Here is a 26,043-nt window from a genome sequence, read left to right as displayed (position 1 = left end):
CCGGCGCACCCCGGACATGAATTCCCTGGTGGTTCTCGGCGCCAGCGCGGCCTTCGCCTACTCCGCCGTGGCGACCTTCGCGCCAGCTCTGCTGCCGGCCGGCGCCGACCACGTCTACTACGAGGCCGCGGCCGTGATCGTAAGCCTGATCCTGCTCGGCCGAATGTTCGAGGCCCAGGCCAAGGGCCGCACCAGCGAGGCGATCCGCCGGCTGATGACCCTGCAGGCGAAGACCGCTCGCGTCCTTCGCGGCGGGCGGGAGATCGAGGTGCCGATCGCCGAGGTCTCCGTCGGCGACCTGGTCGATGTCCGCCCGGGCGAGCGGCTCCCCGTTGACGGCGAGGTCGTCGAAGGCGGCTCTTTCGTCGACGAGTCGATGATTACCGGCGAGCCGATCCCCACAGAGAAACGCCCCGGCGACGCGGTGGTCGGCGGCACCGTCAACAAGACCGGCGCCTTTCGTTTCCGCGCCACCAAGGTGGGCGGCGACACCCTGCTGGCCCAGATCGTCCGCATGGTGGAGACGGCCCAGGGGGCCAAGCTGCCGATCCAGGCCGCCGTTGACCGCGTCACCGGCTGGTTCGTGCCGGCCGTAATCGTGGCCGCACTCGCCACCTTCGCCGCCTGGCTTGCCTTCGGCCCCAGCCCGGCGCTCAGCTTCGCCCTGGTCAACGCCGTGGCGGTGCTGATCATCGCCTGCCCCTGCGCCATGGGCCTCGCCACCCCCACCTCGATCATGGTGGGGACCGGCAAGGCCGCCGAGCTTGGCGTCCTCTTCCGCCGCGGCGAAGCGCTGCAGGCCCTACGTGACGTGAAGGTGGTGGCCTTCGACAAGACTGGCACCCTCACCCTCGGCCGCCCAGCCCTCACCGACCTGATCCCGGCCGAGGGCTTCGCGGCCGACGAGGCGCTGCGGCTGACCGCGGCGGTAGAGGCCCGCTCGGAACATCCGATTGCGGCCGCCATCGTCGGGGCGGCGGCGGAGAGGGGCCTGACCCCATCTCCTGCCGACGCTTTTGAGGCGGTCCCCGGCTTCGGGGCGGAGGCGAGGGTCGAGGGCCAGCGCGTGCAGGTGGGCGCCGACCGCTACATGACCCGCCTGGGCGTCGACATCGCCGCCTTCGCGCCCGAGGCCGCCCGCTTGGCCGCCGAGGCCAAGACGCCGCTGTTCGTGGCGATCGACGGGCGTGTGGCCGCGTTGATCGCCGTCGCCGACCCGATCAAGCCCACCACGCCCGCCGCGCTGGCCGCCCTGCACGCCGCCGGGCTGAAAGTGGCGATGATCACCGGCGATAGTGCGCGGACGGCGCGGGCGGTGGCCGATGCGCTTGGCGTCGATGAGGTCGTGGCCGAAGTGCTGCCGGACGGGAAGGTGGCCGCCCTCCAGGCGCTCCGCGTCAAGCACGGCGCCGCAGCCTTCGTGGGCGATGGCATCAACGACGCCCCGGCGCTCGCCGCCGCCGACGTCGGGATCGCCATGGGCGCCGGCACGGATATCGCCATCGAGAGCGCCGACGTGGTGCTGATGCGCAGCGACCTTCGGGCCGTCGCCACGGCGGTGGCGCTCAGCCGCGCGACCCTGGCCAACATTCGCCAGAACCTCGCCTGGGCGTTCGGCTACAACGTGCTCCTGATCCCGCTGGCGGCGGGCGTGTTCTACCCGGCGTTCGGCCTCACACTCTCGCCGATGATCGCCGCCGGCGCGATGGCGCTGTCCAGCGTCAGCGTGCTGGCCAACGCGCTGCGGCTGCGGGGCTTCCGCCCCGCGACCGCGTGAGGTTCAGAACCAGGCCCGCAGACCGACGACGAGGCGGGTGTCGCTTGCGTCCTCGTCCGCGGCCCGCGCCAAGTCGGCGGTGTCGCCCACCTTGCGGCTCCAGACTACGCCCACGTACGGCGCGAACTCCCGGCGGATCTCGTAGCGCAGCCGCAGACCCGCCTCGACGTCCGAAAGGCCCGAGCCGACGCCGCGAGAAGGGATATCTTCCGCCGAAAAGTTGAGCTCCGCACGCGGCTGCAGCACCAGCCGCTGCGCCAGCCGGAGATCGTACGTCCCCTCCAGCCGGCCCAGTACCTCGCCCTTGTTGGAGAGGAACAGCGCGCCTTCGGCCTCGAACCAGTAGGGAAGCAGGCTCTCAAACCCGACCACGGCATAGGTGCGCTCCGGCCCCGGCTCGAAGTCGTGGCGCACGCCCACCTGCACGTCGGTGTAGACGCCGACGGCGCGGGAATAGAGGACCTGGACCTCGGCGTCCTCGGCTCCGTCGTCCCAGCTTCCCTCGCCTTCCGACTTCAGGACGAGGCGGTTCAGGTCGCCGCCGTACCAGGCCTCGAAGTCCCAATGGTAGCCGCCGCCGGAGCCCAGGCGGGCTTCGGACATGTTGGCCATCACCTTGGAGAGCCGGGTCCCGCCATGCTCCTGCCGCAGGATCGCACGGCCCTCGGCCATGGGCGCCGCGCCGTACACCCGGTCTGCGCCCGCCTCGGCGGGCGGCGGCGGCGGCGGCTCCCCACCGACGGGCAGGTCCGCCCCGGTCTGGGTTGCGGCGGGCGCCGCAGCGTGTCCGGCGTGCGGGTCTACGGGCTGCGCCGGCATTGCGTGGCCGGCATGCGGATCAGCCGGCGGCGGCCCCGCCGGAGCCGCGTGACCCGCGTGCGGATCGGCTTGCGGGGCCGGCATCGCGTGGCTGGCGTGCGGATCGGCCGACGGCCGCGGCGCGGGCTTCCCCGCCGGCGCCGCATGCCCCGCGTGCGGATCGGCTTTCGACGCCGGCATGGCGTGGCCGGCATGCGGGTCGGGGGTCTGGGCCAGGGCGGGGCCCGCAAAGAAGGCCGGAAGCAGGGCCATGCAGATCAGGCGGTTCATGCGGCGGCTCCATCCAGCGGCCGCACGGCGAACACCTGAAACATGCCGGCGTGCATGTGGTACATCATGTGGCAGTGGAACGCCCAGTCGCCCGGCTCGGCGGTGATGTCGAAGCTCACCTTTCCGCCGGGCAGCACATTGACCGTGTGCTTGCGTGGCATGTGCCCCACCGGCCCATGCGTCAGCTCGAAGAAATGGCCATGCAGGTGAATGGGGTGGGTCATCATGGTGTCGTTGACTAGCGTGACCCGCGCCCGTTCGCCCTTGCGGAAACTGTAGGGCTTCGGGCCATCGCTGAACTTCATCCCGTCGAAGCCCCAGATAAAGCGCTCCATGTTGCCAGTCAGGCGGATCTCCAGGCCTCGTGACGGCGCCCGCGTATCGGGATTGGGCTCCAGCGCGATAAGGTCCGTATAGACGAGCACGCGGTGACCGACGCTCTCCAGGCCCTGCCCGGGCTCCCCCGTGCGATCCATCGGAGACGGCGCGATCGATTGAACGCCGGGGCCCATCTTCACCTGCGGCGCGTTGAGGGGATCGCGCATGGACATCTCCATGCCGCCCATGTCGCCCATGGCGTCAGCGCCGCGCACCCGCGGCGGCGCCATGCCCGGCGCGGGCTGAGCCGCGCCCGCCGCGCCATGACCCATCGCCGCGTGATCCCCGCCCGTCGCGGCCGGCGCGCCGCCCTGGGCTCCGCCGTGGCCGGCGTGCGTGGACATGTCCATGCCCATGTCCTTCATGGTGCCCAGCGGCCGTTCGCGAAGCGGCGGGACCGCTGCGCTCATGCCGGGGCGTGGCGCCAGGGTCGCCCGGCCCATCCCCGAGCGGTCCACGGCCTCGGAGACCAGGGTGTAGGCGCGATCCTCCGTCGGCTGCACGATCACGTCGTAGGTCTCGGCGTTGCCGATCTGGAACTCATCGACCTCGACCGGCCGCACGTTCTGACCGTCGGCGGCCACCACGATGAGCTTCAGGCCGGGAATGCGGACGTTGAAGATGGTCTGGGCGCCGGCGTTGATGAACCGCAGGCGCACCCGCTCGCCGGGCGTGAACAGGGCCGTCCAGTTGTCCTCAGGCCCGTGGCCGTTGATAAGGAACTTATAGACCGCGCCCGTGACGTCGGAGATGTCGGTGGGGTCCATGAGCGTCTTGGACCATTCCTTCCGCTCCTGCAGCGTCTGGTCCTTGCCCGCGAGCAGGCCCGCGATAGTCTGGCGCTGATAGTTGAAGGTGCCCGACTGCTGCTTCAGCCGCTGGAAGATGCGGTGCGGGTGCATGAAGCTGAAGTCGGACAGTACGACCACGTGCTCGCGGTCGTAGGCCACTGGATCCGGACCGGCCGGGTCGATCACGATCGGGCCGTAGTGGCCCTCCTGTTCCTGCAGGCCCGAGTGGCTGTGGTACCAGTAGGTGCCGCTCTGGATGACCGGAAACTCATAGACGAAGGTCTCGCCCGGCTTGATGCCGGGGAAGCTCACGCCGGGCACGCCATCCATTTCGAACGGCACCAGCAGACCATGCCAGTGGATCGAGGTGTCCTCGTCGAGCGTGTTGGTCACGGAGAGACGGACGTTCTGGCCCTGCTTCAGGCGGATCAGCGGCGCCGGCACGGTGCCGTTGATGGTGACCGCATGCCCGCTGCGGCCATCGACCTTCAGCGTGCTGTGGCCGATCGTCAGCTTGATGTCCTCCCCCGAGAGGCTCGGCAACGTGGGCAGGCCAGGTGTGGCGCTCTGGGCCCATCCCGGCAGCAGGCTGGCGGCGGCGAGGCCGCCACCCGCAAGGGTCGCGCCGCGCAGAAGGTCTCGGCGGCTGAGGAAACTGTGCATCGTCCGTCCCGAAGGCTCGTCTCGGCCCCGTGGCGCGAGGCGACATGGCCAGTATACGCGCGAGGTCGGCCGCGCCCCTCACAACCGATGTCGCGCGGCTCCTCGCTTCGTCGCGTGAGGGGCTGGCCGTGCGCCATGCGTACTGACCCGTGAGGCGTGCCTCACCCACGCGGAGATCTCGGAATGACGTTCAGAACACCCGTCGCGCTCGCCGTCGCCGCGAGCGCACTACTCGTGGCCAGCCAGGCGTCCGCACATGCGAAGCTGGTGAGTTCCAGCCCCGCCGCCAACGCGACGTCGGCCGCGCCTCCGCACATCCAGCTCCAGTTCAATGAAAAGCTGCAGGCCAAGTTCTCCGGCTTCGAGGTCTCTTCGAAAGGCGCGGCCGTGCCGGTGAAGGTGGCCCCGGGCAAGGACGGGCTTTCTCTGGTCGGGACGCCCGCACGGCCACTAACCGCCGGCGTCTATGAGGTGAAGTGGCACGCGGTAACCGCGGACACCCATCGGATGCAGGGCGCCTTCAGCTTCACCGTCCGCTGACGGCGCGCGTATGGACGCCGTCGTCGTCGCCCTGCGCTTCCTGCAGTTTGCGGCCGCCGTCGTGCTCTTCGGAGCGCCGTTCTTCCTGCTCTACGGCCTGAGGGCCCCGGTGCGGGATGCGCTCCCGTGGCCTCGGCCGATCGCCATCGTCGCCGGCCTGGCGCTATTCGCCGGGGCCGGGGCCGGGCTGCTCGCGCAGACGGCCGTGATGGCTGGAGACCCCTCGGCAGCATGGGATGGCGCGCTCCTGGTGAGCGTCGGCGTCGAGACGCCATTCGGCCTCGCGGCCCTCGCCCGCGCCCTGGCCGCCACGGCGGCGCTCGTCCTGGCCTTGTTCATGGCGCCTGGCGGTCGCCTGTGGTGGGCGCTCAGCGTCCTGGGCGCCGCCGCCGTGGCCAGCCTCGCCTGGAGCGGCCACGGGGCCGCCACCCAAGGACCCGGGAGCCTCCTCCATCTGGTCGCCGACATTCTGCACCTCCTGGCCGCGGGGGTCTGGATCGGGGCGCTGGTGGCCTTCGCGCTTCTGCTTCGCGCCAAGCCCTTCTCAACCCCTGAGGCGCAGGCGCTGCACGGCGCGCTCGCCGGCTTCTCCGGCGTCGGCTCAGCGGTGGTCGCGACACTGGTCCTGACCGGCCTCGTCAACAGCTGGTTCCTGGTCGGATTGCAGGGCCTGGAACGCCTCGCCACAACCGGCTGGGGCGTCCTGATGCTGGCCAAGCTCGGCGTCTTCGCCGCCATGCTGGCCCTGGCGGCGGTGAACCGCTTCCGGTTGACGCCCGCCCTGGCCGCGAGCGCGAAGTCAGGCGATCTCGCAGCGCTGGCAGGCCTGCGCCGCAGCATCGCGCTCGAGACCGGGGCCGCCGTCCTCGTCCTGGCGCTGGTGGCGGCGCTCGGCGCCCTGGCGCCCCCGGCGGCGGCTTGAGGGAAGTCAAAGACAGGCGCCCGCGAAGGGGGCATGATGCGCTCATGATCGCGCGGCTGTTTGCGCTCCTCGCCCTCCTGGCCCTGGCCCTCAGCCCGCTCAACGCGGTCGCGGCCACACGCGCTTGCGAGCATATGGACACCGTCGCCGTAGCGGCCTCTGCGGACGGCGCAGCCATGGCGGAAATGCCGTGCTGCGATCCCGATCCGTTCGCGCCCATGGACCCCGCCTGCGCCGCCAAGTGCGTCGTCATGGCCGGCGTCGTCGCCGACCTGCCGACGGCGCTGGTGGTCGAGCGTCCGGCGGCGAGTTGGACTTCCTATGCGTCGCCGTGCACGCTGCGCCTGCACGCACATCCGCCGCCGCCGTTGGAACGACCACCGCGACCGCTCGCCTGAAGCGCGCCGCCGGATAGCCCTGAGGCTCCGCCCGGCGCGCGAGACCGCATGCGCCCTCGGGCGCTTGGTTCCGCGTCGTCAGGACGATCCCATGACCTTGTTGTTCCCACGCGCCCGGCGGGAGCGCCGTCGCGCTCGCTGGCCCGGCCTCGCAGCCGCCGCAGCTTGGCTGGCCGTCGCGCCAGCGGCCGCCGCGCCGATCACGCTCGCGGCCGCCCTTGAGCGGGCCGAAGCCCAGGCGCCTGAACTGCAGGCCGCGGCCTTACAGGAAGAGGCCGCGCGGGCGGCCTCCCGCGCCGCAGGCGCGTTGCCGGATCCGAAGCTGCAGCTCGGCCTCGAGAACGTCCCCGTCTCCGGCCGCGGCGCAGGCCGCTTCGACGCCGACGAGATGACCATGGCCCGGTTCGGCCTGACGCAGGAGCTGCCGAACGGCGCTAAGCGGCGGGCCGAGCGCGAGCGCGCGCAGACCGGCATAGTCGCCGCCTTCGCGGCCCGGCGCGCGACGGGCCGCGACGTGCGCGCCGCCGCCGCCGCGGCCTGGGTGGACCTGTACTACGCCGAGCGGCGGCTGGCGGCCCTGGACCAGGCGGTCGCCACGCTGAGCCCGCTCTGGGACGCCGCGTTCGCCAGTGTGGCGTCGGGTGCGGCCCGCCCCGCAGCAGGCCCCGAGGCGCAGCGCCTTCGGGCCGAGCTCGCCGACCGCCGCAGCGAACTGGTCGCCGCCGTCGCGGTCGCGCGCGCCCGTCTGGGCCGCTGGAGCGGCGACACCGCCGCCGAGCCGGCAGGGCCCGCGCCGCCGCTGGACCTGGACGTCGCCGGCCTGCGCGCCGGGCTGGACCGCCACCCCCTGCTCGAGGTCCGCGACGCATCGATCCGCCAGGCAGGCGCCGAGGTCGACCTGGCGCGCGCCGGCAAGCGCCCGGACCTGGGCCTGGAGCTCGCCTACCAGCGCCGCGACCCGATGTTCGGGGACATGGTCTCCGTCGGGGTGACGGTGAGCCTGCCGGTCTTCGCCCGCACCCGGCAGGAGCCGATCATCGCCGCACGCACAGCCGCCTTTGGCCAGGCCCGCGCCGAGCGGGACGCGGCCGCGCGGGGCCTGGCCGCCGAGCTCGAGGCGGGCCTGGCCGACTACGCCATGCTTGGGGAGCGGTGGCTGCGGGCGCGCGACACGCTCCTGCCGCTGGCCCGCACGCGCGCCGACCTGGAAACCGCCAGCTACGCCGCCGGCCGCGCGGGCGTGGCTGACGTGACCGAGGCGCTCAGCGCCCGCGCCGAGGCGCACCTCACCCTGCTCGAACGCGAAGCCGCCCTGGCTCGGGCGACCGCGCGGCTCACTCACACCTTTGGGAGCGACCGATGACCCGCTTCAAGATATCTCCGGTCGGGCTTGCCGCCGCAACCGCCCTCACCGTCGCCGCCATCGCCGGCGGTGTCATGATCGGCCGGGCGACGGCGCCCGCGGCGGACGTCCCGGCCGCGGCAGGCCGCAAGGTGCTCTACTGGTACGACCCGATGGCGCCCGGCCAGCGCTTCGAGCGGCCCGGCAAGTCGCCCTTCATGGACATGCCGCTGCAGCCGAAATACGCCGATGAAGTCCCGGCCCCGCAGGCGCCCGGCGTGACCATCGATCCGGCGCAGACGCAGAGCCTGGGGATGCGCCTCGCCAAGGCGCAGCGCGGCGCGCTCCCCGGCGGCCTGTCCGCAACGGGCGTCATCGACTTCAACGAACGCGACGTGGCCGTGGTGCAGGCTAGAGCCGCCGGCTTCGTGCAGCGGGTCTATGGCCGCGCGCCCGGGGACGTCGTGGCAGCTGGTGCGCCCCTGGCGGACATCCTCGTCCCCGACTGGGCGGGCGCGCAGGACGAGTTCCTGGCCGTGCGGCGATCAGGCGATGCGGCGCTGATCCGCGCGAGCCGCCAGCGCCTGCAGTTGCTGGGCATGCCTCCCAGCCTGATCTCGGCCGTGGAACACGGCGGGCGCGTGCACAATGTGGCGACCGTCGTCATGCCCTCTGGCGGGGTGATCCGCACGCTCTCAGTCCGCAACGGGATGACGGTGACGGCGGGGCAGACCCTGGCCGAGGTCAACGGCCTCGGCCGCGTCTGGCTGAACGCAGCGGTTCCCGAGGCGATGGCGGGCCAGGTGCGTGTCGGGGAGGCGGCCACCGCCTCGCTGGCGGCCTACCCTGGCGAGACGTTAGGGGGCCGGGTGACCGCCATCCTGCCTCAGGCCCAGGCGGAGAGCCGGACCCTGACGGTCAGGATCGAGTTGCCCAACGCCGGCGGCCGGCTGCGGCCCGGCATGTTCGCCACCGTGCGGTTCGGTGGCCTTGCGCGACCCGCGCTCCTGGTGCCGACCGAGACTGTGATCCGCACCGGACGGCGCACGCTGGTCTTGCTGGCGGGGCCCCGTGGAACCTATCAGCCCGCGGAAATCCGGACCGGACGTGAGGCGGGCGGCCAGACCGAGGTGTTGGCCGGCCTGCGCGAAGGCGAACAGGTCGTGGCCTCCGGCCAGTTCCTCATCGACAGCGAAGCCAGCCTGTCCGGCGTCGCGGCCCGTCCGATCGGCGGCGCGTCGCCGGTTCGCGGCCCGGCCGCCCTGATCGAAGGCGTAGGTCGCGTGGAGCAGATCACGGCCGGCCAGGTGACGTTGAGCCACGAGGCCATCCCCGCGCTGCAGTGGCCAGCCATGACCATGTCGTTCCGTCTCACCGATCCACACCTCGCCCACGCGGTGCGGCCGGGCGAGCAGGTGACCTTCGCCTTCGAGCAGACGGCGAACGGTCCGATCGTCCGCCGAGTCCAGCGGAGGCCGGCCCGATGATCGCCGCCCTCATCCGGGCCTCGGTTCGGGGCCGGTTTCTCGTCCTACTGGGCGCTCTGGCTCTGTTGGTCGCGGGGGTCCTGGCCATGCGTGCGACGCCCGTCGATGCGTTGCCGGACCTCTCCGACGTGCAGGTGGTGATCCGCACAAACTATCCCGGCCAGGCGCCGCAGATCGTGGAGAACCAGGTCACCTATCCCCTGACCACCACCATGCTCTCCGTGCCCGGCGCGAAGACGGTTCGGGGCTATTCGTTCTTCGGGGACAGCTTCGTCTATGTGCTCTTCGAGGACGGGACGGACCTCTACTGGGCGCGCTCCCGGGTGCTGGAATATTTGAATCAGGTACAGGGCCGCCTCCCGGCCGGCGCGAAAGCCGCGCTCGGGCCGGACGCCACCGGCGTCGGCTGGATCTACGAGTATGCGCTGGTCGACCGCACCGGCCGCCACGACCTGTCGCAGTTGCGCGGCCTGCAGGACTGGTTCCTGCGCTATGAGCTGAAGAGCCTGCCGGGCGTCGCCGAGGTCGCCAGTATCGGCGGCATGGTGCGCCAGTATCAGGTGTTGCTCGATCCGGTCCGCCTCGCGGCCTATGGCGTCACCCACCAGGAGGCCGTCGCGGCGATTCAGCGGGCGAACCAGGAGACGGGCGGCTCCGTGCTGGAGATGGCCGAGGCCGAATACATGGTCCGGGCCAGCGGCTATCTGAAGACGCTCGACGACTTCCGCGCCATCCCGCTGCGCACCGCGGCGGGCGGCGTGCCCGTTCGGCTGGGCGATGTGGCGACGGTGCAGATCGGCCCGGAGATGCGCCGCGGTGTCGCCGAGCTGAACGGCGAGGGCGAGGTGGCCGGCGGCGTCGTGGTCATGCGCTCGGGCAAGAACGCGCGCGAGACCATCGCGGCGGTGAAGGCCAAGCTCGTTGAACTCAAGCGCAGCCTGCCGCCGGGCGTGGAAGTGGTCACCACCTACGACCGCTCGCTGCTGATCGACCGGGCGATCACCAACCTCACCCAGAAGCTGGTCGAGGAGTTCATCGTCGTGGGCGTCGTCTGCGCCCTCTTCCTCTGGCACGCGCGCTCGGCGCTGGTGGCCATCCTGACTCTGCCGCTCGGCGTGCTGTTCGCCTTCCTGGTGATGCGGGCGCAGGGCGTGAACGCCAACATCATGTCGCTGGGCGGCATCGCCATCGCCATCGGGGCCATGGTCGACGCCGCGGTCGTGATGATCGAGAACGCCCACAAGCGGCTCGAGCGATGGGCGCACGATCAACCTGGCGAGGCGATGAGCGAGGAGACCCGCTGGCGGGTGGTGACCGAGGCCGCGGCCGAGGTCGGACCCGCGTTGTTCCTGAGCCTGGTGATCATCACGCTCTCGTTCGTGCCGGTCTTTGCCCTTCAGGCGCAGGAGGGGCGGCTGTTCTCCCCCCTGGCCTTCACCAAGAGCTACGCCATGGCCGGCGCTGCGATCCTTTCGGTGACCCTTGTGCCGGTGCTGATGGGCTTCCTGATCCGCGGGCGCATCCCGAGCGAGGACGCCAACCCGGTGAACCGCTGGCTCACGCGGGCCTACAAGCCCGCCATCGGCTGGGTGCTGCGCAAGCCGCGCACGGTGCTCGTCGTCGCGCTGCTGGCCTTCGCCACCACCGCCTGGCCGCTCAGCCGTCTGGGCGGGGAGTTCATTCCGCCGATGGACGAGGGCGACCTGCTCTATATGCCGTCCGCCCTTCCGGGCATCTCGGCGGCGCAGGCCTCGGCGCTGTTGCAGAAGAGCGACCGGCTGATCCGCACGGTCCCGGAGGTGAAGAGCGTGTTCGGCAAGGCCGGACGCGCCGAGACGGCCACCGACCCGGCGCCGCTGGAGATGTTCGAAACCACCATCCAGTTCAAGCCGCGCGACCAGTGGCGCCCCGGCATGACCCCGGAGAAGCTGACCGAGGAACTCGATAGGGTGGTGAGGATTCCCGGCCTCGCCAACGTCTGGGTGCCGCCGATCCGCAACCGCATCGACATGCTGGCCACCGGCATCAAGAGCCCGATCGGCGTCAAGGTCTCGGGCGCCGACCTGGCGCAGCTCGACCGAGTGGCCGCCCAGGTGGAAGCCGTCGCCAAGCGCACCCCTGGCGTCTCCTCGGCCTTGGCGGAGCGCCTGACCGGCGGGCGCTATGTGGATGTCCGGATCGATCGCGCCGCCGCCGCCCGCTTCGGCCTCAACATCGCCGACGTGCAGGAGATCGTCGGCGGCGCCATCGGCGGCCAGACCGTGGGCGAGACGGTGGAGGGCGTCGCCCGCTACCCGATCAGCGTGCGCTATCCGCGCGAGCTGCGCGACAGCCTGGAGGGCCTGCGCGGCCTGCCAGTGCTGACGCCCGCCGGGCAGCAGATCACCCTGGGGACCGTCGCGGTGATCGAGGTCGCCGACGGACCGCCGATGCTGAAGACCGAGAACGCGCGCCCCTCGACCTGGGTCTATGTGGACGTCCGCGGCCGCGATCTGAACTCCGTGGTCACCGACCTGCGGCGAGCCGTCGCCAAGGAGGTGAAGCTGCCGCCTGGCGTGTCGGTGGCCTACGCCGGTCAGTTCGAGTACCTGCAGCGGGCCGCCGCGCGCCTGAAGCTGGTGGTCCCGGCGACCTTGGCGATCATCTTCCTGCTGCTCTACGCCACCTTCCGGCGCTGGGATGAGGCCGCGCTGATCATGGGCACGCTGCCTTTTGCGCTGACCGGCGGCATCTGGGCTCTCTACCTCCTGGGCTATCACCAGTCCGTCGCCACCGGCGTCGGCTTCATCGCCCTGGCCGGGGTGGCGGCCGAGTTCGGCGTGGTGATGCTGATCTACCTCAAGCACGCCCTGGCTGAGAAAGGCCCGAATCCCAGCGACGCTGATCTGGCGGCCGCGGTGCACGAGGGCGCGCTGCTGCGCGTGCGGCCCAAGGCCATGACCGTCGCGGTGATCCTGGCGGGCCTGGCTCCGATCCTTGTGGGACACGGGGCTGGGTCGGAGGTTATGAGCCGCATCGCCGCCCCGATGATCGGCGGCATGCTCACGGCGCCGCTACTGTCGATGCTCGTGATTCCGGCGGGCTATCTGCTGCTGCGCCGAAGCCGTCGGCCGGACCGGCCTGCTCCACGACTGAAAGGAATCTCCTGATGAGCGAACCCTCCCGCATCCTGGCCCCGGGCCTCGGTCGCCGCACGCTGGTCCTGGGCGCCGCGGCGCTGGGCCTGACCGCGGGCTGCGCCCGCGCGGCGGCGGCCGAGCTGACGGTCTACAAGACGCCCTGGTGCGGCTGCTGCGGCGGCTGGGTCACGCACATGCGCCGCGCAGGCTTCTCGCCCAAGGTCGTCGAGATGGAGGACCTCGCGCCCGTGCGGCAGAGGTACGGGATCCCCTTCGCGCTCTCGTCCTGCCACACCGGGGTGATCGGGGGCTATGTGGTCGAGGGCCATGTGCCGCCGGCTGACGTGACCCGGCTGCTGCGGGAACGGCCCAAGGCCCTGGGCCTGACGGTTCCCGGCATGCCGCTGGGCTCGCCGGGGATGGAACAGCCCGGCGGCGCCACCGAGCGGTTCCAGACCCTGCTGCTGCTCGACAGGTCCGGCCGCACGCGGCCGTTCGCGACACACGGGTGACGCCGCCTATGGCCCCTCAGAGGGCCTGGGCCTTGTACCCCGCGGCGGTGATCGCCTGCGACACCGCCGCGGGGTCGGCGCGGGTTTGCGCCTCCACCGTTCCTGCCTCGAGATCCACGCGAACCGCCGCTGCGGGATCGAGCCCCTGCACCGCGCGGGTCACCGCGCCGACGCAATGTCCGCATCCCATGCCTTCAACCTTCAACCGAAGCATCTCGCACCTCCATGGCTGACTCCGGCCCTTGAGGTAGGGTCTCCCATCATGGGAAGGTCAAGAGCTTCAGGGAGCTCCTCTTGAGGGATGCGCGGGGGCGGTGCGTAATTTCACCGACAGGCCGCGCCGCTGGCGGGTCCGCGTCCGATACTCAGGAGAACGACATGAGACTGGCTTTGATCATCGCCGGCGCGCTCGCCGCGGCCGCGCCCGCCGCCGCCCAGCACGCGAACCACTCCGACCACGGCGCCGCCGCGCCCGTCCAGGGCTCGGGCGTCGTGAAGGGCGTGAACGCAAAAGCGGGGACGGTCACCCTGCATCACGGCCCCATTCCGGCCCTGAAGTGGCCAGCGATGACCATGACGTTCAAGGCGTCTCCCGAGGTGGTCAAGACGGCCAAGACGGGAAAATCCGTGACCTTCACGCTCAACGCCGCCGGCGACCGCGTGCTGTCGCTGCAATAGGCCTTCAGGCCTGGCCTCAGCCGCCGAAGGGGCGGGCCGCCTCCCGGCGGCGCTCCCCCACCGTGGGGTCGCCGGACGCCAGGTCCGCCAGAATCGGGCAGTCGGGGCGGTCGTCGCCGGCGCAGCAGCCGGACAGGTGGCGCAGGGTGTCCGCCATCGCCTGCATCTCGGCGATGCGGCCCTCGAGCTCGGCGACATGCTGATCGGCGATCGATTTGACGTCACGGCTCGGCCGCGCCCGGTCACGCCACAGCGAGAGGAGGTTGGTGATCTCGTCCACCGAGAAGCCGAGGCTGCGAGCGCGCTTGATGAAGCGCAGTTCGTTGACGTTGCGCTCGTCGAAGCTACGGTAGTTGTTGTTGTCCCTCCGCTCGGCCGGTCGGACCAGGCCGATCTGCTCGTAGTAGCGGATCATCTTGGCGCTGACCCCCGATGCGCGGGAGGCCTGACCGATGTTCATCTGAGCCTCCCCTCGCCCGCCTCGCGACTTGCCGGTCGCCGCCCCCTCGATGCGCCTTCCCATCGCTGGAAGGTCAAGCGAGCCGCTAAACAGGGGTACGCATGAGCCCGCCCGGACCCCTCACCCGGGTCGGACGCCGTCGCCGCGCCTTGCGATCGGCTGCGCGACCACGGCTGAGGGCCTGGGCGGAGGCGCTTGCGGGATCACAACGCCCCGGGCGTATATCCCTGTGAAGACTGCGCAAGGACGACCGATGGCGAACGATCTGGACCATATGCTCGCGCGACTGGCGCAGCTGACGCCCGCGGCGTCCCTGGATGGGTTCGAAGAGGGCGTGCTGGCGGGGCTGGCCCGGCGCCGCGAGGAGGCGCGCGCGTCGCGCGCGCTCACCCCCATCCGCGCCGCCTCGGTCGGAATGGCGCTCGCGCTCGGCGTGACGGCCGGCGGCATGGCCGCGGCGACCACGCTGAGCGAGCCGCACCGCTTCGACACCTTCTCGACCGGCGCCCACCTGGCCCCCTCCACCCTGCTCGAGGGGCGCGGGTGAGTTTCGCGCGCGGCCTGCTGATCACCATAGTGCTGTCGGTGCTGGCCGCGTTCGCCGGCGCCTGGGCCGGAGCGTCCTACATCGTCTCGCGCATGCACGACGACCCGCCCCTGCACGAGGTGGTGCACGAAAAGCTAGATCTGAGCGCCGATCAGGAACGACGCATCGCCGGGCTGGAGCGGGATTTCGCAGCGCGCCGGCAGGCCCTGGAGTCGGAAATGCGCGCGGCCAACGCTGAACTGGCCCAGGCCATCGGCCGGGAGCATGCCTATTCCCCGGCCGTGCAGCAGGCCGTTGACCGATTCCACCGCGCTATGGGCGAGCTGCAGAAGGAAACCATCCTTCACGTGCTGGCGATGCGCCAGGTGTTGACGCCCGGCCAGGCCGCCGTTTTCGACGACACTGTGGTGAAGGCGCTCACTGACGAGACCCCGTGAACACGCCCGCCGAGCCCAGCGACGCCATCCTGGCGCGCCAGGCGGCGGCCGGCGACGAGCGCGCCTATGCGACCCTCGTCGGGCGGCACAAGGACCGCCTCTACGGATTGCTGCGCCGCTACCTGGGCGACCCGGAGGAAGCACGCGAGGCGGCGCATGAGGCTTTCATCGCCGCCTGGGGCGCCCTGGTCCGATACGACCCGGCGCGCCCGTTCGGCGCCTGGCTCCGCACCATCGCCATCAACAAGGCGCGCGACCGGGCGCGGCGACGGGCCTTTCGCCGGCTCATCTTCGGCGACCGCCCCTCCGACGAGGCGGCCGCGGAAGATCGGGCGGACCCGTCGCCAGATGCGGAGACAGCCCTCGTGGAGCGCGAGCGGCTGGGCCTGCTGGACCGCGGCATCGCCCGCCTGCCGGGTCCGCTCAAGGAAGCCCTCGTGCTCACCGCCCTCGATGGCCTGTCGCAGCAGGAGGCGGCTGACATCCTGGGGGTGACCGTCAAGACGGTGGAGACGCGCGTCTATCGCGCTCGCAAGATCCTCGCCGAGACCCTCGACCCCACCCTGCGGCCTGGCCGTTGACCTGGAGCCTACGCATTCCCCCCCCCCTCGCACTGGCCGTCGCGGCCACCTTGATGCTCGCCACCGCGCCGGCGCTGGCGCTCGCCCACCCCGGCGAACACCTGCAGGCCGCCGCCCCTATGGCCGCGCCGCCCGAGGCGGCCCGCGCCGTCGACGCCTTTCATGCCGCCCTGCGCCGCGGCGACACCGCCGCCGCCCTGGCCCAGCTCGCCGACGACGTGCTGATCTTCGAGGCCGGAGGCGCCGAACGCTCCAAGGCGGAGTACGCCGCGGCCCACCTGGCCGGCGATGCCGCCTTCGCCCAGGCGGTCCCCGGCACGCTGCTGCGGCGAACCGGAGGGTTCACCGGAGGCCTGGCGTGGGTGGCGTCAGAGGGGCGCACACAGGGCCGCTACAAGGACCGCGACGTGGACCGGATCACCACCGAGACCATGCTGCTGCGGCGCGACGGCGCGACGTGGAGAATCGTGCACGTCCATTGGTCCTCGAGGGCGGCGGCCGCGGCGCACTGAGAGCAAAGGGCCGGCGTGGCCAAGCCCGGGAAAGGCGGACGCCGAGGACTTCAGTCGAACGCCGCAACTCAGCTTGGCCAACGTGAGGGTTCGGCCTCGGTCCGCGCGTATCCCCTATGGCGATCATGCGCGAGGGACAGCTGAGCAGATGTGCGGTGCGCCTGAACATCGGCCTCGCGCTGATCACTTGCCGGGCCCCACGCCGCGCTCGCCGTCGCCGACCGTGTCCGGCGGCGTCTGCGGGGAAGCCCATGCTAGCTCAGCCTGAGCAATCGAGGAGGAGTGGGACTCATGTTGAAGACCCTGGGAATTGTCGCGGCGACCATGGGCGCCATGGCCCTCGCTGGCTGCGCGACCATGGACGATACGCCGCCGACCGCCGAACAAAAGGCGGCCTGCGAGAAGATGCTGAGCGAGATGGGCGAGGGCGCGACCCACAGCCACGCCTCGGACAAGACCGGCGCCGTCAACACCATGGGCATGACACATGCCCAGTGCCGCGCCATGCTGAAAAAGTAGGCTTCCCAGGGCGTGCGGTCTCTCCGGGACGCGCGCGGGAAGTTGGCACGGTCCGCCTCAGTATCCCCTCTGGCGGGCCGTGCACGCCCCTGTTGCAAGCGAGCGTTGACGTGGATCAACGCCGGTTTCCGCGGCCCCGTTTAGCTGGGAGCCTGGCGGCTATCGGTGGCGCGAGCCCATTGACCTGCGCGCGGATGCCTGTGCAACCCGGGAGACGAGAATGACCCGTCGGCGCGAACTCCTGACCGGGGCTTTCGGCCTGGCGGCGGCCGCAGGCGCAGCGGGTCCGGCTGCGACGCAGGCCGCCGCCGGCAACGGCCACATGTCGCTCGACGAGTGCATCGCGCTCTGCCTGAAGTGTGGCGCAACCTGCCAGGACGCGGTCGGCAAGATGCTGTCCGGGGCCGGACGCGCCGAGCCTGCCCTGGTGATGACGCTGCTCGACTGCGCCGAGATCTGCCAGGCCACGGCCAATTCCATTTCGCGCGGCTCACCGGTCCACACGGCCTTCTGCGCGGCCTGCGCGCAGATCTGTGACGCCTGCGCCGAGGCGTGCGGCAACGCCAGGGCCGCCGCGGCCCTGCAGCCCTGTGTCGACCTCTGCCGCGAGTGCGCGATGTCCTGCCGCCACATGGCGGGATCGATGCACTAGTGCCGCGCCGCCGCCTGCCGCACCGTTCCAGCGCCGCCGCCCTGCGTGGACCGCTGGTCGCGGCAACCCTCTCGCTCCTGGCGATGGAAGGGGCCCTGGCCCAGCCGCGGCCGGCCAACGAGCACGCGGCCCACCATCCCCCGCCGGCCGCCGCGGCGCCCCCCGGTTCTGCAACCGCGCCCGCCCCGGCGATGCCGGCCACGGCCCCAGCGCCCGCCGCCTCGGCGCAGTCCGGCGGCGCAGATGGTATGGCGGGCATGATGGACGGCTGCATGGGCGAGGGCTGCATGTCGGCCAGCGCGAAGCCCTTGTATGCACGCCTCCTGGCCCTGCCCCACGTCTCCGACGCCGAGCGGCACGCGATCGCGGACGAAGGCCGCCGCCGCATGGACCTCGGGGGCGCCTTGCTCGCCCGGGCCGCCAAGGAGGCGCAATGGGCGGCCTCCATGCACGACGCTGCGGCGCTCGCGCGGGCGGACGAGACCACCCGCGAAGGCCAGGCCCTGCTCCGCAGCGGGGCCGCGGCGCATCTGGCCCTGGCGCGCGGACCCTCCGGGTCGCAGGTCGCGCTGGACTGGTACCGCGACGAGCTCGGCCTCGCGTCGCCGCAGGCGCACGCCTCGCTCTGGTACGGCGCCAACGCTGGGCACCTCATCCTGATGACGGCCCTGGCGCTGGTCGCTTTCGGCCTGATCGCGCTGCAGGTGCTGCGCCGCGGACGCGCGCGCGCGGTCCTGGCGGCGGCGAAGACGGGCCCGCCCTGGTGGCCCGCGGGCGACCGCGCCGCCCAGGCGGCCGGGCCTGCTGCGCCGGCGGCGACGGTCGCCCCGGCCACGGTCCCCGCCCAGGGTCCAGCGTCAGTCGCAGTCGCCGCACGGCCCTGGAAGGGCGAGTTGCGGGTGGCGCAGGTGGTCCGCGAGACTCCCACGGTGTCCACCTTCCGCCTGGTCGATCCCGCGGGCGGGCGGCTGCCGTTCGACTTCCTCCCGGGGCAGTTCCTGCAGGTCGAGGTGGAGCCCACGCCCGGGTCATCGACCAAGCGCTCGTACACGATCGCCTCCGCGCCCACGCGCACCGGCTACGTCGAACTGACCGTCAAGCGCGAGCCGCAGGGGGCCGTGTCCGCCTACCTGCACGATCACGTGGCGGCCGGCGTGCGCCTGAAGGTCGCCGGCCCCTACGGAGCCTTCACCTTCTCCGGCTCGGATGCGGACAGCATCGTCCTGATCGCCGGCGGCGTCGGTGTCACCCCGATGATGTCGGTGCTGCGCTACCTGACTGACCTCGTCTGGCCGGGCGAGATCTTCTTCATCTACAGCGCGCGGTCCACCGACGAGATGCTGTTCCGCGAGGAACTGGAGCAGCTCGAGCGGCGGCATGCGAACCTGAGCGTCCTTTGCACAGCCGAGACGCGGACCCCCGGCACCAGCTGGCTGGGCCCGGAAGGACGGCTGACGCGGGAGCTGCTCCAGGCGGCCGTGCCGGATCTCGGCCGCCGCCGCGTCCACCTCTGCGGCCCGCCGGCGATGATGGCCGCCATGAAGGGCGTCCTGCAGGACTTGGGCGTGCCGCCCGAACAGCTTCGGACGGAGGCCTTCGGCCCCGCGTCCCTCCCGATGCACGAACCGCCCGCGGAGGACGTGGTCAAGCCGCCGGCGAAGCGCCCCGGCAAGCGCAAGGCGACCGAGGTCGCTCCGCAGACCGTCACCTTCTCGATCGCCGGCGTCTCGGCGCCCCTGTCCAGCGACCAGACCGTTCTCGAAGCCGCCGAGGGCGCCGGGGTGGAAATCCCCTACTCGTGCCGATCCGGTATCTGCGGCGTCTGCGTGGTGAAACTCAAGCAGGGCGCGGTCAGCATGGCTGTGGAGGACGGACTCGATCCCGCCGACAAAGCCGCCGGCTACGTGCTGGCCTGCCAGGCCAAGTCCACCGGGGGCGACCTCGTTGTCGAGGCCTGATCACGAGGAGCGCGAGAGCCTCGTCGTGGGCGGCCTCGTCGTGCTGCTCGCAGGCTTCCCGCTGGGCTTCCTGGTCCATGTGAGCGCCCGCTTCCCGGGCAGTCTGACGGGAAGCCTCATCGCGATCGCCGGCGCCGTCCTGATGCTGGCGCCGTTCGCCTACCTCGTGATCAAGCGCACGCCGTCCCTGAAGGCGCGCGTGACCCGCCACGTGTCCATGCGCACGCTGCTCGCGATCCACATCTACGCCGGGATCCTGGGACCGTTGCTCGGCCTCGTCCACGCCGCCCACAAGTTCGAGAGTCCGCTGGGCGTCTCCCTCACCGGGCTGATGCTTGTGGTGGTGCTGAGCGGGTATGCCGGCCGCTACCTGCTCAGCCAACTCGGTCGCGCGATCCGCGGCCGCCAGTCGGACCTGGCCGCGCTGCGCGCCGCGCTCGATCGGGCGGCCCCGGTCGTGACGGCGCCGGCCAAGGGCGGGCTCTGGCGGATCCTCCGCGGTGGTCTTGTGCGGCGTGACGCCGGGACGGAGGCGTCGAGCCCGGCGCGCCTGGCCGCGGCGATCGCTGACCTGGAGTTCGCGGTGCGCGCCGAAGCCCTGGTGAAGGCGTTGTTCGATCGCTGGCTCAAGCTCCACATCGTCATCGCCATGGCGCTCTACGCCCTCCTGGCGCTGCACATCTGGTCGGGCCTCTACTACGGGCTGCGCTGGCTATGAGGTGGACGGCAATCCTCTACGGCGCTGTGGGCTCCGCCGCCCTGGTGGCGGCTCTCCTTATCCCCTGGCTGGTGCACAGCCAGGGCAGCGCCGGGGTCCCAGGCTGGCAGGGGCTGGTCAATCCCGGCCCGGTCTCGGGGGCCCACAGCTTCCTGGCCGGCCAGTGCGAGGCCTGCCACGTCCCCCACAAAGGGATCGAAGCCCGGCAGTGCCTGACCTGCCATGCGGCGACCCAGTTCACGGCCAAGGCCTCCACCCGGTTCCACGCCGAGGCGACGACCTGCGCCGGTTGCCACACCGAACATCTCGGCGGCCGCGTGCCCACCCGGATGGACCACACGGTCCTCCTCGATGGCCACATCTGGAGCCCGCCGCGGGCGTCACCCAAGGGCGCCGGGATCGCCGGGCTCGACTGCGCCTCGTGCCACGGGGTCAAGGATCCCCACCAGGGCCTGATGGGCGCCACCTGCGCCCAGTGCCACGGCACGGAAACCTGGCGGATCGCAGGATCCCACCATCCGCCCGACAGCTCCACGCAATGCGCCGAATGCCATCGCCCGCCGCCCAGCCACACGATGATGCACTTCGAGATGGTGTCGCAGCGGGTCGCCGGACAGAAGGCCCGCGTGGAGCAGTGCTTCGCCTGCCACGCCACCGACGACTGGAACAACATCCGCGACGTGGGTCGCTACGACCACCACTAGCGGCAGAAAAACCTCCGCGTCGGCGAAGCGGCCGAGCCGCGGCCGGTGCGGGCGACGAAGCTATTCTGGCGGCTTGTCGGCGGGGGCGACCGCGTCGGGCGCCATCCGCATCCCATGCTCGCGGCCCTCACGACCGCGTTCCATGCCCGCCCGGGGACCGTAGGGAGGGCCGCCTTCGGGCGCGGCGCGGGCCTCGGATTCGGTCTCGCCGGTCGCTGTGGGGGTCGTAGCGGGGGTTAAGGCCGCGACGCCCGCGTCGGCGGTGGCCGGGGACGCCTTGCCCGCGTCCAGCTTGCGGTCGCAGGACGCCAAGCTCAACCCGAGCGCCGTGGCGACCACGATGGGGAGAATGGCGTTCTTGAGACGGATCATCGGAGTGCTCCAGGGGTGAACTGGCCAGATCCGACCGCAGGACGGGCCCGCGCACGCGCCCACGCAGTCTCTACATGTGGCCGTCCATCTTCATGGGTGGGTCGGTCTTCTTCGCCGGCATGGCGTCACCACCCCTGGCGCTCATGCCGTCGGCGTGGGCCTTGGCGCCCATTTCCATGCCGCGCTCATGGGCGTCGCGTTCCATCTCCATACCCTCGCGGTGACCTTGGGCGCGGGCCTCTTCGAGCGTCTGCGCCGAATCCCCGTGTTCGCCTTCTCCAGACACGTCGGGCGTGGTCGTGGCAGTGGCGTCCGTCGCGGCGGCGGGAGCCGCGGCTGCGGGGGCCGGAGCCTCCGGCTTGTCCTGGCAGGCGGCGAGGCCGAACAGGAGCGCGACCGCTGCGCCTGCGACGGCGGGACGGAGGTGAGGGTTCGGGCGTGTCATGGATCGCTCCAGGGGATCGGGCGGACGGCAAGTCCTGCAAATGTCGGCCGCGCGCCACAGCGCGCGGCTCTGGAGCGCTACTTCTTGGCGGCGCCCATCTTGGCGGCGCACTTGCCATGCATTTTTTCCATCTCGGCCTTGCTGAGCGGCTTCTTCACCGCGACGCCCGGCGTACCCTTCATAGAGGCGTGGTCGTGCATGACATGGCCGTCCATCTTGCGGCCCATCACGCTCTTGCACTCTTCGTGGGTGGGGTTGGCCGGATCCTTGACCGAGACGGTCTCTTCGGCCGCGGCCTTGTGACCCGCATGTTCCGGCTGGGCATAGGCTTGACCGGCGGCGGCGAGGCCGAGGGCGGCGATGGCGACGAACAGAGTCCGCATCGGAATGTCCTTTCTGGGTTCGCGGACAGCGGCTGCCGTCCTCGTATGGATTACGTCCGCACCCTAGGCGTCCCCTCAAGACCAGCCTTGATCTTGGTCAATCGACTCGAAGCGTGCGTCGAAAGTCCGGATCAGTTGCGCAGCCTGTCCATCAGTTCGATGAGTTCGGCGGTCTTCCGGTCGCGCTCGGCCGCGTCGCCGCTGGTCATGGCGTCGGCCACGCAGTGCTCGAGATGGGTCCTGAGCAGCTCGGTCTCCACGCGGCGGACCGCCGCCCGGACGGCGTGGAGCTGCGTCAGGATATCCACGCAGTAGCGGTCCTGCTCCACCATGCGGGCGATGCCACGCACCTGCCCCTCGACCCGGCTGAGCCGGTTGAGCAGGCGCGGCTTGTCCGTGCGTTCCATCAAGGCCTCTCCGCGGGAAGCCGGCAATATACCCGTGGACGGCCTTTGAGCAATGCCCCTAAGGGGTATATGGTGGAAGGCTAGGAGACGCACATGAACGATCCGCAGGCGAGCCTCCACGCTCATGCCCACCCGGCCATGCCGCCATCGGATGCTGGCGGTGCGACGGACCCGGTCTGCGGGATGACGGTCGACCCTGCGACGAGCGCGCACCACGCCGAACATGCCGGCGCGCGCTACCATTTCTGCTCGGCGGGTTGCCGCGCGAAGTTCGTCGCCGAACCCGGGAAGTACCTGACGAAGGACCGAGCCCAGCCGCCCGCCCGCGCGGGCGTCATCTACACCTGCCCCATGCACCCTCAGGTCCGGCAGGAGGGTCCGGGCAACTGTCCGATTTGCGGCATGGCGCTGGAGCCGGAGACGGTGACCGCCGACAGCGGCCCGAACCCCGAGCTGGCCGACATGACGCGCAGGTTCTGGATCGGCCTCGTCCTCGCCTTGCCGGTCCTGGCGCTGGAGATGGGCGGGCACATCCTCGACCTGCACCGCTGGATTTCGCCCACGACATCCAACTGGGTTCAGCTCGCCCTCGCGACCCCGGTGGTGCTGTGGGCCGGCTGGCCGTTCTTCGAACGGGGCGCGGCCTCGCTGCGGACCCGCAACCTCAACATGTTCACCCTGATCGCCATGGGGATCGGGGTGGCGTGGGCCTATAGCGTCGTGGCCACGCTGGCGCCGCAGATCTTCCCCCCGGCGTTCCGCCGCGGAGACGGCAGCGTGGCGATCTATTTCGAGGCCGCCGCCGTGATCACGGTCTTGGTGCTGCTGGGCCAGGTGCTGGAGCTCCGTGCACGCGAGCAGACCTCGGGCGCCATCAAGGCGCTGCTGGACCTGGCCCCCAAGACCGCCCGACGGGTCCGGGCGGACGGGACCGACGAAGAGGTTACCCTCGATCAGATCCTGGTGAGCGACCAGTTGCGGGTGAGGCCGGGCGAGAAGGTGCCCGTCGATGGGGAGGTCGTGGACGGCCGGGTGTCGATCGACGAGTCCATGGTCACCGGCGAATCCATGCCCGTGACCAAGGAGGCGGGCGACAAGGTGGTGGGCGGCTCGATCAACAAGACCGGCTCATTCGTCATGCGGGCCGAGAAGATCGGGGCCGACACCCTGTTGTCGCAGATCGTCCACATGGTGGCCCAGGCGCAACGCTCGCGCGCGCCGATCCAGCGGATGGCCGACCAGGTTTCGGGCTGGTTCGTCCCAATCGTGATCCTGGTCGCCGTCTTGGCGTTCGCCGGCTGGGCCATCTTCGGTCCCGAGCCGCGTTTCGCCTTCGGCCTCGTCGCGGCGGTCTCGGTCCTGATCATCGCCTGCCCGTGCGCGCTGGGACTGGCCACGCCGATCTCGATCATGGTGGGCGTGGGCCGCGGCGCCGGGGCCGGGGTGCTGATCAAGAACGCCGAGGCCCTCGAGCGGTTCGAGAAGATCGACACCCTGGTGGTCGACAAGACGGGGACCCTCACCGAGGGACGGCCGGCGGTCACGTCCATCGTACCCGCCGCGGGTTGGGATGAGACCGAGGTGCTTCGCCTGGCCGCGAGCCTCGAGCGCGGCAGCGAGCATCCCCTTGCCGACGCCATCCTCCGCGCCGCCAACGATCGCGAACTCAGCCTGTCAGAGCCGAGCGATTTCGACTCGCCCGTGGGCAAGGGCGTCCTGGGATCGATCGATGGGCGGCGCCTGGTGCTCGGGTCCGGCAAGTTCCTGCAGGAACAGGGGGTCGACACCGGCGGCCTCGACGCGCAGGCGGAGTCACTGCGTGCCGACGGCGCGACGGCGATCTTCATGGCCGTGGACGGCCAGGCGGCGGCGGTGTTCGCCATCGCCGACCCGATCAAGGCCACCACGCCGGAAGCGGTACGCCTCCTGAAGGCGGAGGGCGTGCGGCTCGTGATGATGACCGGAGACAACCGGACGACGGCGCTGGCCGTGGCCCGCAAGCTCGGCATCGACGAGGTGGAGGCCGAGGTCCTGCCCCAGGACAAGGCCGCGGTGGTGCAGAGGTTCCGGGCGGAGGGCCGCAAGGTGGCCATGGCGGGCGACGGCGTGAACGACGCGCCGGCGCTGGCGGCCGCCGAGGTGGGGATCGCCATGGGCGCGGGCTCCGACGTGGCCATCGAGAGCGCCGGCGTGACCCTGCTGAAGGGCGACCTGCAGGGGATCGTCAAAGCCCGACGGCTGTCCCGCGCCGTCATGCGCAACATCCGCCAGAACCTGTTCTTCGCCTTCGTCTACAACGCCGCCGGCGTGCCCGTGGCCGCGGGCGTGCTCTATCCGATGTTCGGGTGGCTGCTTTCGCCCGCCATCGCGGCGGCGGCCATGGCGCTCTCCAGCGTCAGCGTGGTCAGCAACGCCCTGCGCCTGAAGGGCGTGAAACTCTAGCGGGATTCGGCCGGGGCGGCCTCTGGCTGCGGATGCATGTCCGGCTCGTCCGGCGACATGAGATGGGTCTCCGTCGGGTCCTTCGCGAAGGCGGACTGGTCGTGGGGTTCGCCCATCTCGTCGGAGGCGCCGGCGGCGGCGGCCGTGTCGGACGGCGCGCGCGCCGGCTCCCGCGAGCAACCGGCCAGTCCCAGCCAGAGCGCCGCGCAGAGCACCGTCCTTCGCCGCAAAGGCCGCCGTGTCGCTGGCCGTCCCATCCCTGGCGTCCCTCCGTTCATGCCGCCCGCGCACCCGCAGACCTGAAGTGCCGGACCGCGTCGGACACCATCCTGTTCACGCACCAGCGCGCGTAGAGACCGGCGAGCGCGGGCGCGCGCCGGGCCCACCCGCGGTCGGGGAGGGCGTAGTCGATCCAGACGCGCAGGCGCGAGCCCGCGCCCTCGTCGGCGATCTCGAACCCCATCTCGTAGACGCCCACGACGACGAGCGTGGGCTCCCCGGTCGTTCGCCAGACCTTTCGGCGCGGCGGATCGCGAAGGGTGACGACTTCATCCACGAAGAGCCGGAGGCCGAACGCCTCCCCGCCCATCCGGATATGAGATCCCACCGCCTGGCCGCGCAGGGCGTCGAAGGCATAGGTCATGCGGCCGCCGCCCATCATCGCCGAGGGACGTCCCATGTGCTCGGCCAAGCGGGTCTGGTCGTCGAGGCGTTCGAACACCTCCTGCGCCGGCGCGGGCACAAGCGCGGCGGCGTCGCGGTGAAGCGGAAAGGCGGCGACACCGGGGGCGGCGTCTGCGCCGCCGGCGGTCCGCATCCCGAAAGGTGTGACCTTGGACATGGCGTCCTCCAATCGAAACCAGGCTGACAGGGCGCGGGCGTCCCGCCTTGACCTCGCGCAATCGCGGCTCAGCAGCGCGGAACCTCGCCCTTGTCGTCGTCCTGAGCGGCCGCCTTCGGGGCGAACGGCTCCGGCGCCATCAGCAGGGCGAAGGTGAGCCCCGCCCCCACCGCCATCAGCAGCCACTCCCCGAGGCCGGCGGCGAAGCCCGCGAGGGCGGCGACCCAGATCGCCGCGGCCGTGGTGACGCCGTGGATCGAACGGCCGCAGGCCGGGTGCATGATCACCCCCGCGCCCACGAACCCCACCCCTGTCAGCACACCCTGCAGGACGGTGCTGATCACCCGCGCGTCCTCGCTGTGAAGGCGC

General features: G+C 71.4%; 30 protein-coding genes. 19 read left to right on the top strand and 11 right to left on the bottom strand.

The genetic code is table 11. From position 1 onward, the window contains the following. Positions 1 to 1,777 (top strand): copper-translocating P-type ATPase (locus tag JNK30_RS13595; protein ID WP_293482921.1); only part of this gene is annotated, 1,777 nt, incomplete at its 5' end. Between the two features lie 3 nt (positions 1,778 to 1,780). Here JNK30_RS13595 and JNK30_RS13590 read toward each other — a convergent pair. Together JNK30_RS13590 and JNK30_RS13585 are read right to left on the bottom strand one after the other, a co-directional pair. Continuing rightward, positions 1,781 to 2,866, bottom strand: a complete 1,086-nt coding sequence (locus JNK30_RS13590) for a copper resistance protein B (RefSeq protein ID WP_293482920.1) — start codon at positions 2,864 to 2,866, stop codon at positions 1,781 to 1,783. After that, positions 2,863 to 4,698, bottom strand: coding sequence for a copper resistance system multicopper oxidase (locus JNK30_RS13585; RefSeq protein ID WP_293482918.1), 1,836 nt, complete (start codon positions 4,696 to 4,698; stop codon positions 2,863 to 2,865). The genes JNK30_RS13590 and JNK30_RS13585 overlap by 4 nt, the downstream gene beginning before the upstream one ends. Before the next feature lie 183 nt (positions 4,699 to 4,881). On the opposite strand from JNK30_RS13585, the gene copC reads away from it, so the two are divergent. The 7 genes from copC to JNK30_RS13550 all read left to right on the top strand — a co-directional run bounded on the left by copC (position 4,882) and on the right by JNK30_RS13550 (position 13,018). Further along, a complete protein-coding gene (gene copC, locus JNK30_RS13580; protein ID WP_293482916.1) occupies positions 4,882 to 5,238 on the top strand; it encodes a copper homeostasis periplasmic binding protein CopC in 357 nt (118 codons plus the stop codon). A 10-nt stretch (positions 5,239 to 5,248) separates the two neighbouring features. Then, positions 5,249 to 6,160, top strand: a complete 912-nt coding sequence (copD, locus tag JNK30_RS13575; protein ID WP_293482914.1) for a copper homeostasis membrane protein CopD — start codon at positions 5,249 to 5,251, stop codon at positions 6,158 to 6,160. A gap of 44 nt (positions 6,161 to 6,204) precedes the next feature. Continuing rightward, a complete protein-coding gene (locus JNK30_RS13570; protein ID WP_293482912.1) occupies positions 6,205 to 6,558 on the top strand; it encodes a hypothetical protein in 354 nt (117 codons plus the stop codon). A gap of 91 nt (positions 6,559 to 6,649) precedes the next feature. Continuing rightward, positions 6,650 to 7,921 carry a TolC family protein gene (locus tag JNK30_RS13565; protein WP_293482910.1) on the top strand — a complete coding sequence of 424 codons (1,272 nt, stop codon included), beginning with the start codon at positions 6,650 to 6,652 and terminating at the stop codon, positions 7,919 to 7,921. Continuing rightward, positions 7,918 to 9,387: an efflux RND transporter periplasmic adaptor subunit gene (locus JNK30_RS13560; RefSeq protein WP_293482909.1), complete on the top strand. Its 1,470-nt coding sequence runs from the start codon at positions 7,918 to 7,920 to the stop codon at positions 9,385 to 9,387. Before JNK30_RS13565 ends, JNK30_RS13560 begins: the two co-directional genes overlap by 4 nt. After that, entirely contained in the window at positions 9,384 to 12,536 is a 3,153-nt protein-coding gene (locus JNK30_RS13555) for an efflux RND transporter permease subunit (protein WP_293482908.1), read from the top strand. Before JNK30_RS13560 ends, JNK30_RS13555 begins: the two co-directional genes overlap by 4 nt. Beyond that, entirely contained in the window at positions 12,536 to 13,018 is a 483-nt protein-coding gene (locus JNK30_RS13550) for a DUF411 domain-containing protein (RefSeq protein ID WP_293482907.1), read from the top strand. Before JNK30_RS13555 ends, JNK30_RS13550 begins: the two co-directional genes overlap by 1 nt. Before the next feature lie 16 nt (positions 13,019 to 13,034). On the opposite strand, the gene JNK30_RS13545 is transcribed toward JNK30_RS13550, so the two are convergent. Beyond that, positions 13,035 to 13,232, bottom strand: coding sequence for a heavy-metal-associated domain-containing protein (locus JNK30_RS13545; protein WP_293482906.1), 198 nt, complete (start codon positions 13,230 to 13,232; stop codon positions 13,035 to 13,037). Positions 13,233 to 13,396: 164 nt separating this feature from the next. Here JNK30_RS13545 and JNK30_RS13540 point away from each other — a divergent pair, with 164 nt between their 5' ends. Beyond that, positions 13,397 to 13,696, top strand: a complete 300-nt coding sequence (locus JNK30_RS13540) for a copper-binding protein (RefSeq protein ID WP_293482905.1) — start codon at positions 13,397 to 13,399, stop codon at positions 13,694 to 13,696. A gap of 16 nt (positions 13,697 to 13,712) precedes the next feature. On the opposite strand, the gene cueR is transcribed toward JNK30_RS13540, so the two are convergent. Beyond that, the gene (cueR, locus tag JNK30_RS13535; RefSeq protein ID WP_293482904.1) at positions 13,713 to 14,156 is read right to left on the bottom strand and encodes a Cu(I)-responsive transcriptional regulator; all 444 of its coding nucleotides are present in this window, start codon (positions 14,154 to 14,156) and stop codon (positions 13,713 to 13,715) included. 253 nt (positions 14,157 to 14,409) lie between these two features. Here cueR and JNK30_RS13530 point away from each other — a divergent pair, with 253 nt between their 5' ends. The 9 genes from JNK30_RS13530 to JNK30_RS13490 all read left to right on the top strand — a co-directional run bounded on the left by JNK30_RS13530 (position 14,410) and on the right by JNK30_RS13490 (position 20,784). Next, positions 14,410 to 14,703, top strand: coding sequence for a hypothetical protein (locus JNK30_RS13530; protein WP_293482902.1), 294 nt, complete (start codon positions 14,410 to 14,412; stop codon positions 14,701 to 14,703). Next, positions 14,700 to 15,140, top strand: a complete 441-nt coding sequence (locus JNK30_RS13525) for a Spy/CpxP family protein refolding chaperone (protein WP_293482900.1) — start codon at positions 14,700 to 14,702, stop codon at positions 15,138 to 15,140. Before JNK30_RS13530 ends, JNK30_RS13525 begins: the two co-directional genes overlap by 4 nt. Then, positions 15,137 to 15,721, top strand: coding sequence for an RNA polymerase sigma factor (locus JNK30_RS13520; protein WP_293482898.1), 585 nt, complete (start codon positions 15,137 to 15,139; stop codon positions 15,719 to 15,721). Before JNK30_RS13525 ends, JNK30_RS13520 begins: the two co-directional genes overlap by 4 nt. A 53-nt stretch (positions 15,722 to 15,774) precedes the next feature. Continuing rightward, complete coding sequence (locus tag JNK30_RS13515) at positions 15,775 to 16,233, top strand: nuclear transport factor 2 family protein (protein WP_293482923.1); 459 nt, start codon at positions 15,775 to 15,777, stop codon at positions 16,231 to 16,233. Positions 16,234 to 16,524: 291 nt separating this feature from the next. Further along, the gene (locus JNK30_RS13510) at positions 16,525 to 16,752 is read left to right on the top strand and encodes a hydroxylase (protein WP_293482897.1); all 228 of its coding nucleotides are present in this window, start codon (positions 16,525 to 16,527) and stop codon (positions 16,750 to 16,752) included. Between the two features lie 220 nt (positions 16,753 to 16,972). Further along, a complete protein-coding gene (locus tag JNK30_RS13505; protein WP_293482896.1) occupies positions 16,973 to 17,404 on the top strand; it encodes a four-helix bundle copper-binding protein in 432 nt (143 codons plus the stop codon). 83 nt (positions 17,405 to 17,487) lie between these two features. Further along, complete coding sequence (locus JNK30_RS13500; RefSeq protein ID WP_293482894.1) at positions 17,488 to 19,362, top strand: 2Fe-2S iron-sulfur cluster-binding protein; 1,875 nt, start codon at positions 17,488 to 17,490, stop codon at positions 19,360 to 19,362. Then, a complete protein-coding gene (locus tag JNK30_RS13495) occupies positions 19,349 to 20,080 on the top strand; it encodes a hypothetical protein (protein ID WP_293482893.1) in 732 nt (243 codons plus the stop codon). The genes JNK30_RS13500 and JNK30_RS13495 overlap by 14 nt, the downstream gene beginning before the upstream one ends. Continuing rightward, positions 20,077 to 20,784 (top strand): cytochrome C, encoded by a 708-nt coding sequence (locus JNK30_RS13490; RefSeq protein WP_293482891.1) that lies wholly within the window; start codon positions 20,077 to 20,079, stop codon positions 20,782 to 20,784. Before JNK30_RS13495 ends, JNK30_RS13490 begins: the two co-directional genes overlap by 4 nt. Positions 20,785 to 20,844: 60 nt before the next feature. On the opposite strand, the gene JNK30_RS13485 is transcribed toward JNK30_RS13490, so the two are convergent. The 4 genes from JNK30_RS13485 to JNK30_RS13470 all read right to left on the bottom strand — a co-directional run bounded on the left by JNK30_RS13485 (position 20,845) and on the right by JNK30_RS13470 (position 22,391). Beyond that, positions 20,845 to 21,156 (bottom strand): hypothetical protein, encoded by a 312-nt coding sequence (locus tag JNK30_RS13485; RefSeq protein WP_293482890.1) that lies wholly within the window; start codon positions 21,154 to 21,156, stop codon positions 20,845 to 20,847. A 70-nt stretch (positions 21,157 to 21,226) separates the two neighbouring features. After that, positions 21,227 to 21,601 carry a hypothetical protein gene (locus JNK30_RS13480; RefSeq protein WP_293482889.1) on the bottom strand — a complete coding sequence of 125 codons (375 nt, stop codon included), beginning with the start codon at positions 21,599 to 21,601 and terminating at the stop codon, positions 21,227 to 21,229. Between the two features lie 77 nt (positions 21,602 to 21,678). Further along, positions 21,679 to 21,984 carry a hypothetical protein gene (locus JNK30_RS13475; RefSeq protein WP_293482888.1) on the bottom strand — a complete coding sequence of 102 codons (306 nt, stop codon included), beginning with the start codon at positions 21,982 to 21,984 and terminating at the stop codon, positions 21,679 to 21,681. 131 nt (positions 21,985 to 22,115) lie between these two features. Continuing rightward, positions 22,116 to 22,391, bottom strand: coding sequence for a metal-sensitive transcriptional regulator (locus JNK30_RS13470; RefSeq protein ID WP_293482887.1), 276 nt, complete (start codon positions 22,389 to 22,391; stop codon positions 22,116 to 22,118). A gap of 138 nt (positions 22,392 to 22,529) precedes the next feature. Here JNK30_RS13470 and JNK30_RS13465 point away from each other — a divergent pair, with 138 nt between their 5' ends. Beyond that, entirely contained in the window at positions 22,530 to 24,833 is a 2,304-nt protein-coding gene (locus JNK30_RS13465; protein WP_293482922.1) for a heavy metal translocating P-type ATPase, read from the top strand. Here the strand turns inward: JNK30_RS13465 and JNK30_RS13460 are convergent. From JNK30_RS13460 to JNK30_RS13450, 3 genes are all read right to left on the bottom strand, one after another. Then, positions 24,830 to 25,063 carry a hypothetical protein gene (locus tag JNK30_RS13460; RefSeq protein ID WP_293482885.1) on the bottom strand — a complete coding sequence of 78 codons (234 nt, stop codon included), beginning with the start codon at positions 25,061 to 25,063 and terminating at the stop codon, positions 24,830 to 24,832. The two genes, JNK30_RS13465 and JNK30_RS13460, sit on opposite strands and share 4 nt — an antisense overlap. A gap of 44 nt (positions 25,064 to 25,107) precedes the next feature. Beyond that, on the bottom strand, positions 25,108 to 25,674 hold the full coding sequence (locus tag JNK30_RS13455; RefSeq protein ID WP_293482883.1) for an SRPBCC family protein: 567 nt from the start codon (positions 25,672 to 25,674) through the stop codon (positions 25,108 to 25,110). 68 nt (positions 25,675 to 25,742) lie between these two features. Further along, the coding region (locus JNK30_RS13450) for an MgtC/SapB family protein (RefSeq protein WP_293482881.1) at positions 25,743 to 26,043 on the bottom strand (301 nt) is incomplete at its 5' end.

Origin of the sequence: Phenylobacterium sp., from assembly GCF_016793225.1 — a bacterium.
In the GTDB taxonomy this organism is placed as follows: domain Bacteria; phylum Pseudomonadota; class Alphaproteobacteria; order Caulobacterales; family Caulobacteraceae; genus Phenylobacterium.
The sequence above is the reverse complement of the archived record's forward strand: the minus strand, read 5'-3'. Positions and strand labels throughout refer to the sequence as shown.

Coding starts and splice junctions, on each gene's coding strand:
- JNK30_RS13590 (WP_293482920.1), bottom strand. CDS start 2,866: ATGAACCGCCTGATCTGCATGGCCCTGCTTCCGGCCTTCTTTGCGGGC.
- JNK30_RS13585 (WP_293482918.1), bottom strand. CDS start 4,698: ATGCACAGTTTCCTCAGCCGCCGAGACCTTCTGCGCGGCGCGACCCTT.
- copC (WP_293482916.1), top strand. CDS start 4,882: ATGACGTTCAGAACACCCGTCGCGCTCGCCGTCGCCGCGAGCGCACTA.
- copD (WP_293482914.1), top strand. CDS start 5,249: ATGGACGCCGTCGTCGTCGCCCTGCGCTTCCTGCAGTTTGCGGCCGCC.
- JNK30_RS13570 (WP_293482912.1), top strand. CDS start 6,205: ATGATCGCGCGGCTGTTTGCGCTCCTCGCCCTCCTGGCCCTGGCCCTC.
- JNK30_RS13565 (WP_293482910.1), top strand. CDS start 6,650: ATGACCTTGTTGTTCCCACGCGCCCGGCGGGAGCGCCGTCGCGCTCGC.
- JNK30_RS13560 (WP_293482909.1), top strand. CDS start 7,918: ATGACCCGCTTCAAGATATCTCCGGTCGGGCTTGCCGCCGCAACCGCC.
- JNK30_RS13555 (WP_293482908.1), top strand. CDS start 9,384: ATGATCGCCGCCCTCATCCGGGCCTCGGTTCGGGGCCGGTTTCTCGTC.
- JNK30_RS13550 (WP_293482907.1), top strand. CDS start 12,536: ATGAGCGAACCCTCCCGCATCCTGGCCCCGGGCCTCGGTCGCCGCACG.
- JNK30_RS13545 (WP_293482906.1), bottom strand. CDS start 13,232: ATGCTTCGGTTGAAGGTTGAAGGCATGGGATGCGGACATTGCGTCGGC.
- JNK30_RS13540 (WP_293482905.1), top strand. CDS start 13,397: ATGAGACTGGCTTTGATCATCGCCGGCGCGCTCGCCGCGGCCGCGCCC.
- cueR (WP_293482904.1), bottom strand. CDS start 14,156: ATGAACATCGGTCAGGCCTCCCGCGCATCGGGGGTCAGCGCCAAGATG.
- JNK30_RS13530 (WP_293482902.1), top strand. CDS start 14,410: ATGGCGAACGATCTGGACCATATGCTCGCGCGACTGGCGCAGCTGACG.
- JNK30_RS13515 (WP_293482923.1), top strand. CDS start 15,775: ATGCTCGCCACCGCGCCGGCGCTGGCGCTCGCCCACCCCGGCGAACAC.
- JNK30_RS13510 (WP_293482897.1), top strand. CDS start 16,525: ATGTTGAAGACCCTGGGAATTGTCGCGGCGACCATGGGCGCCATGGCC.
- JNK30_RS13505 (WP_293482896.1), top strand. CDS start 16,973: ATGACCCGTCGGCGCGAACTCCTGACCGGGGCTTTCGGCCTGGCGGCG.
- JNK30_RS13500 (WP_293482894.1), top strand. CDS start 17,488: ATGGAAGGGGCCCTGGCCCAGCCGCGGCCGGCCAACGAGCACGCGGCC.
- JNK30_RS13490 (WP_293482891.1), top strand. CDS start 20,077: ATGAGGTGGACGGCAATCCTCTACGGCGCTGTGGGCTCCGCCGCCCTG.
- JNK30_RS13485 (WP_293482890.1), bottom strand. CDS start 21,156: ATGATCCGTCTCAAGAACGCCATTCTCCCCATCGTGGTCGCCACGGCG.
- JNK30_RS13480 (WP_293482889.1), bottom strand. CDS start 21,601: ATGACACGCCCGAACCCTCACCTCCGTCCCGCCGTCGCAGGCGCAGCG.
- JNK30_RS13475 (WP_293482888.1), bottom strand. CDS start 21,984: ATGCGGACTCTGTTCGTCGCCATCGCCGCCCTCGGCCTCGCCGCCGCC.
- JNK30_RS13470 (WP_293482887.1), bottom strand. CDS start 22,391: ATGGAACGCACGGACAAGCCGCGCCTGCTCAACCGGCTCAGCCGGGTC.
- JNK30_RS13465 (WP_293482922.1), top strand. CDS start 22,530: ATGCCGCCATCGGATGCTGGCGGTGCGACGGACCCGGTCTGCGGGATG.
- JNK30_RS13455 (WP_293482883.1), bottom strand. CDS start 25,674: ATGTCCAAGGTCACACCTTTCGGGATGCGGACCGCCGGCGGCGCAGAC.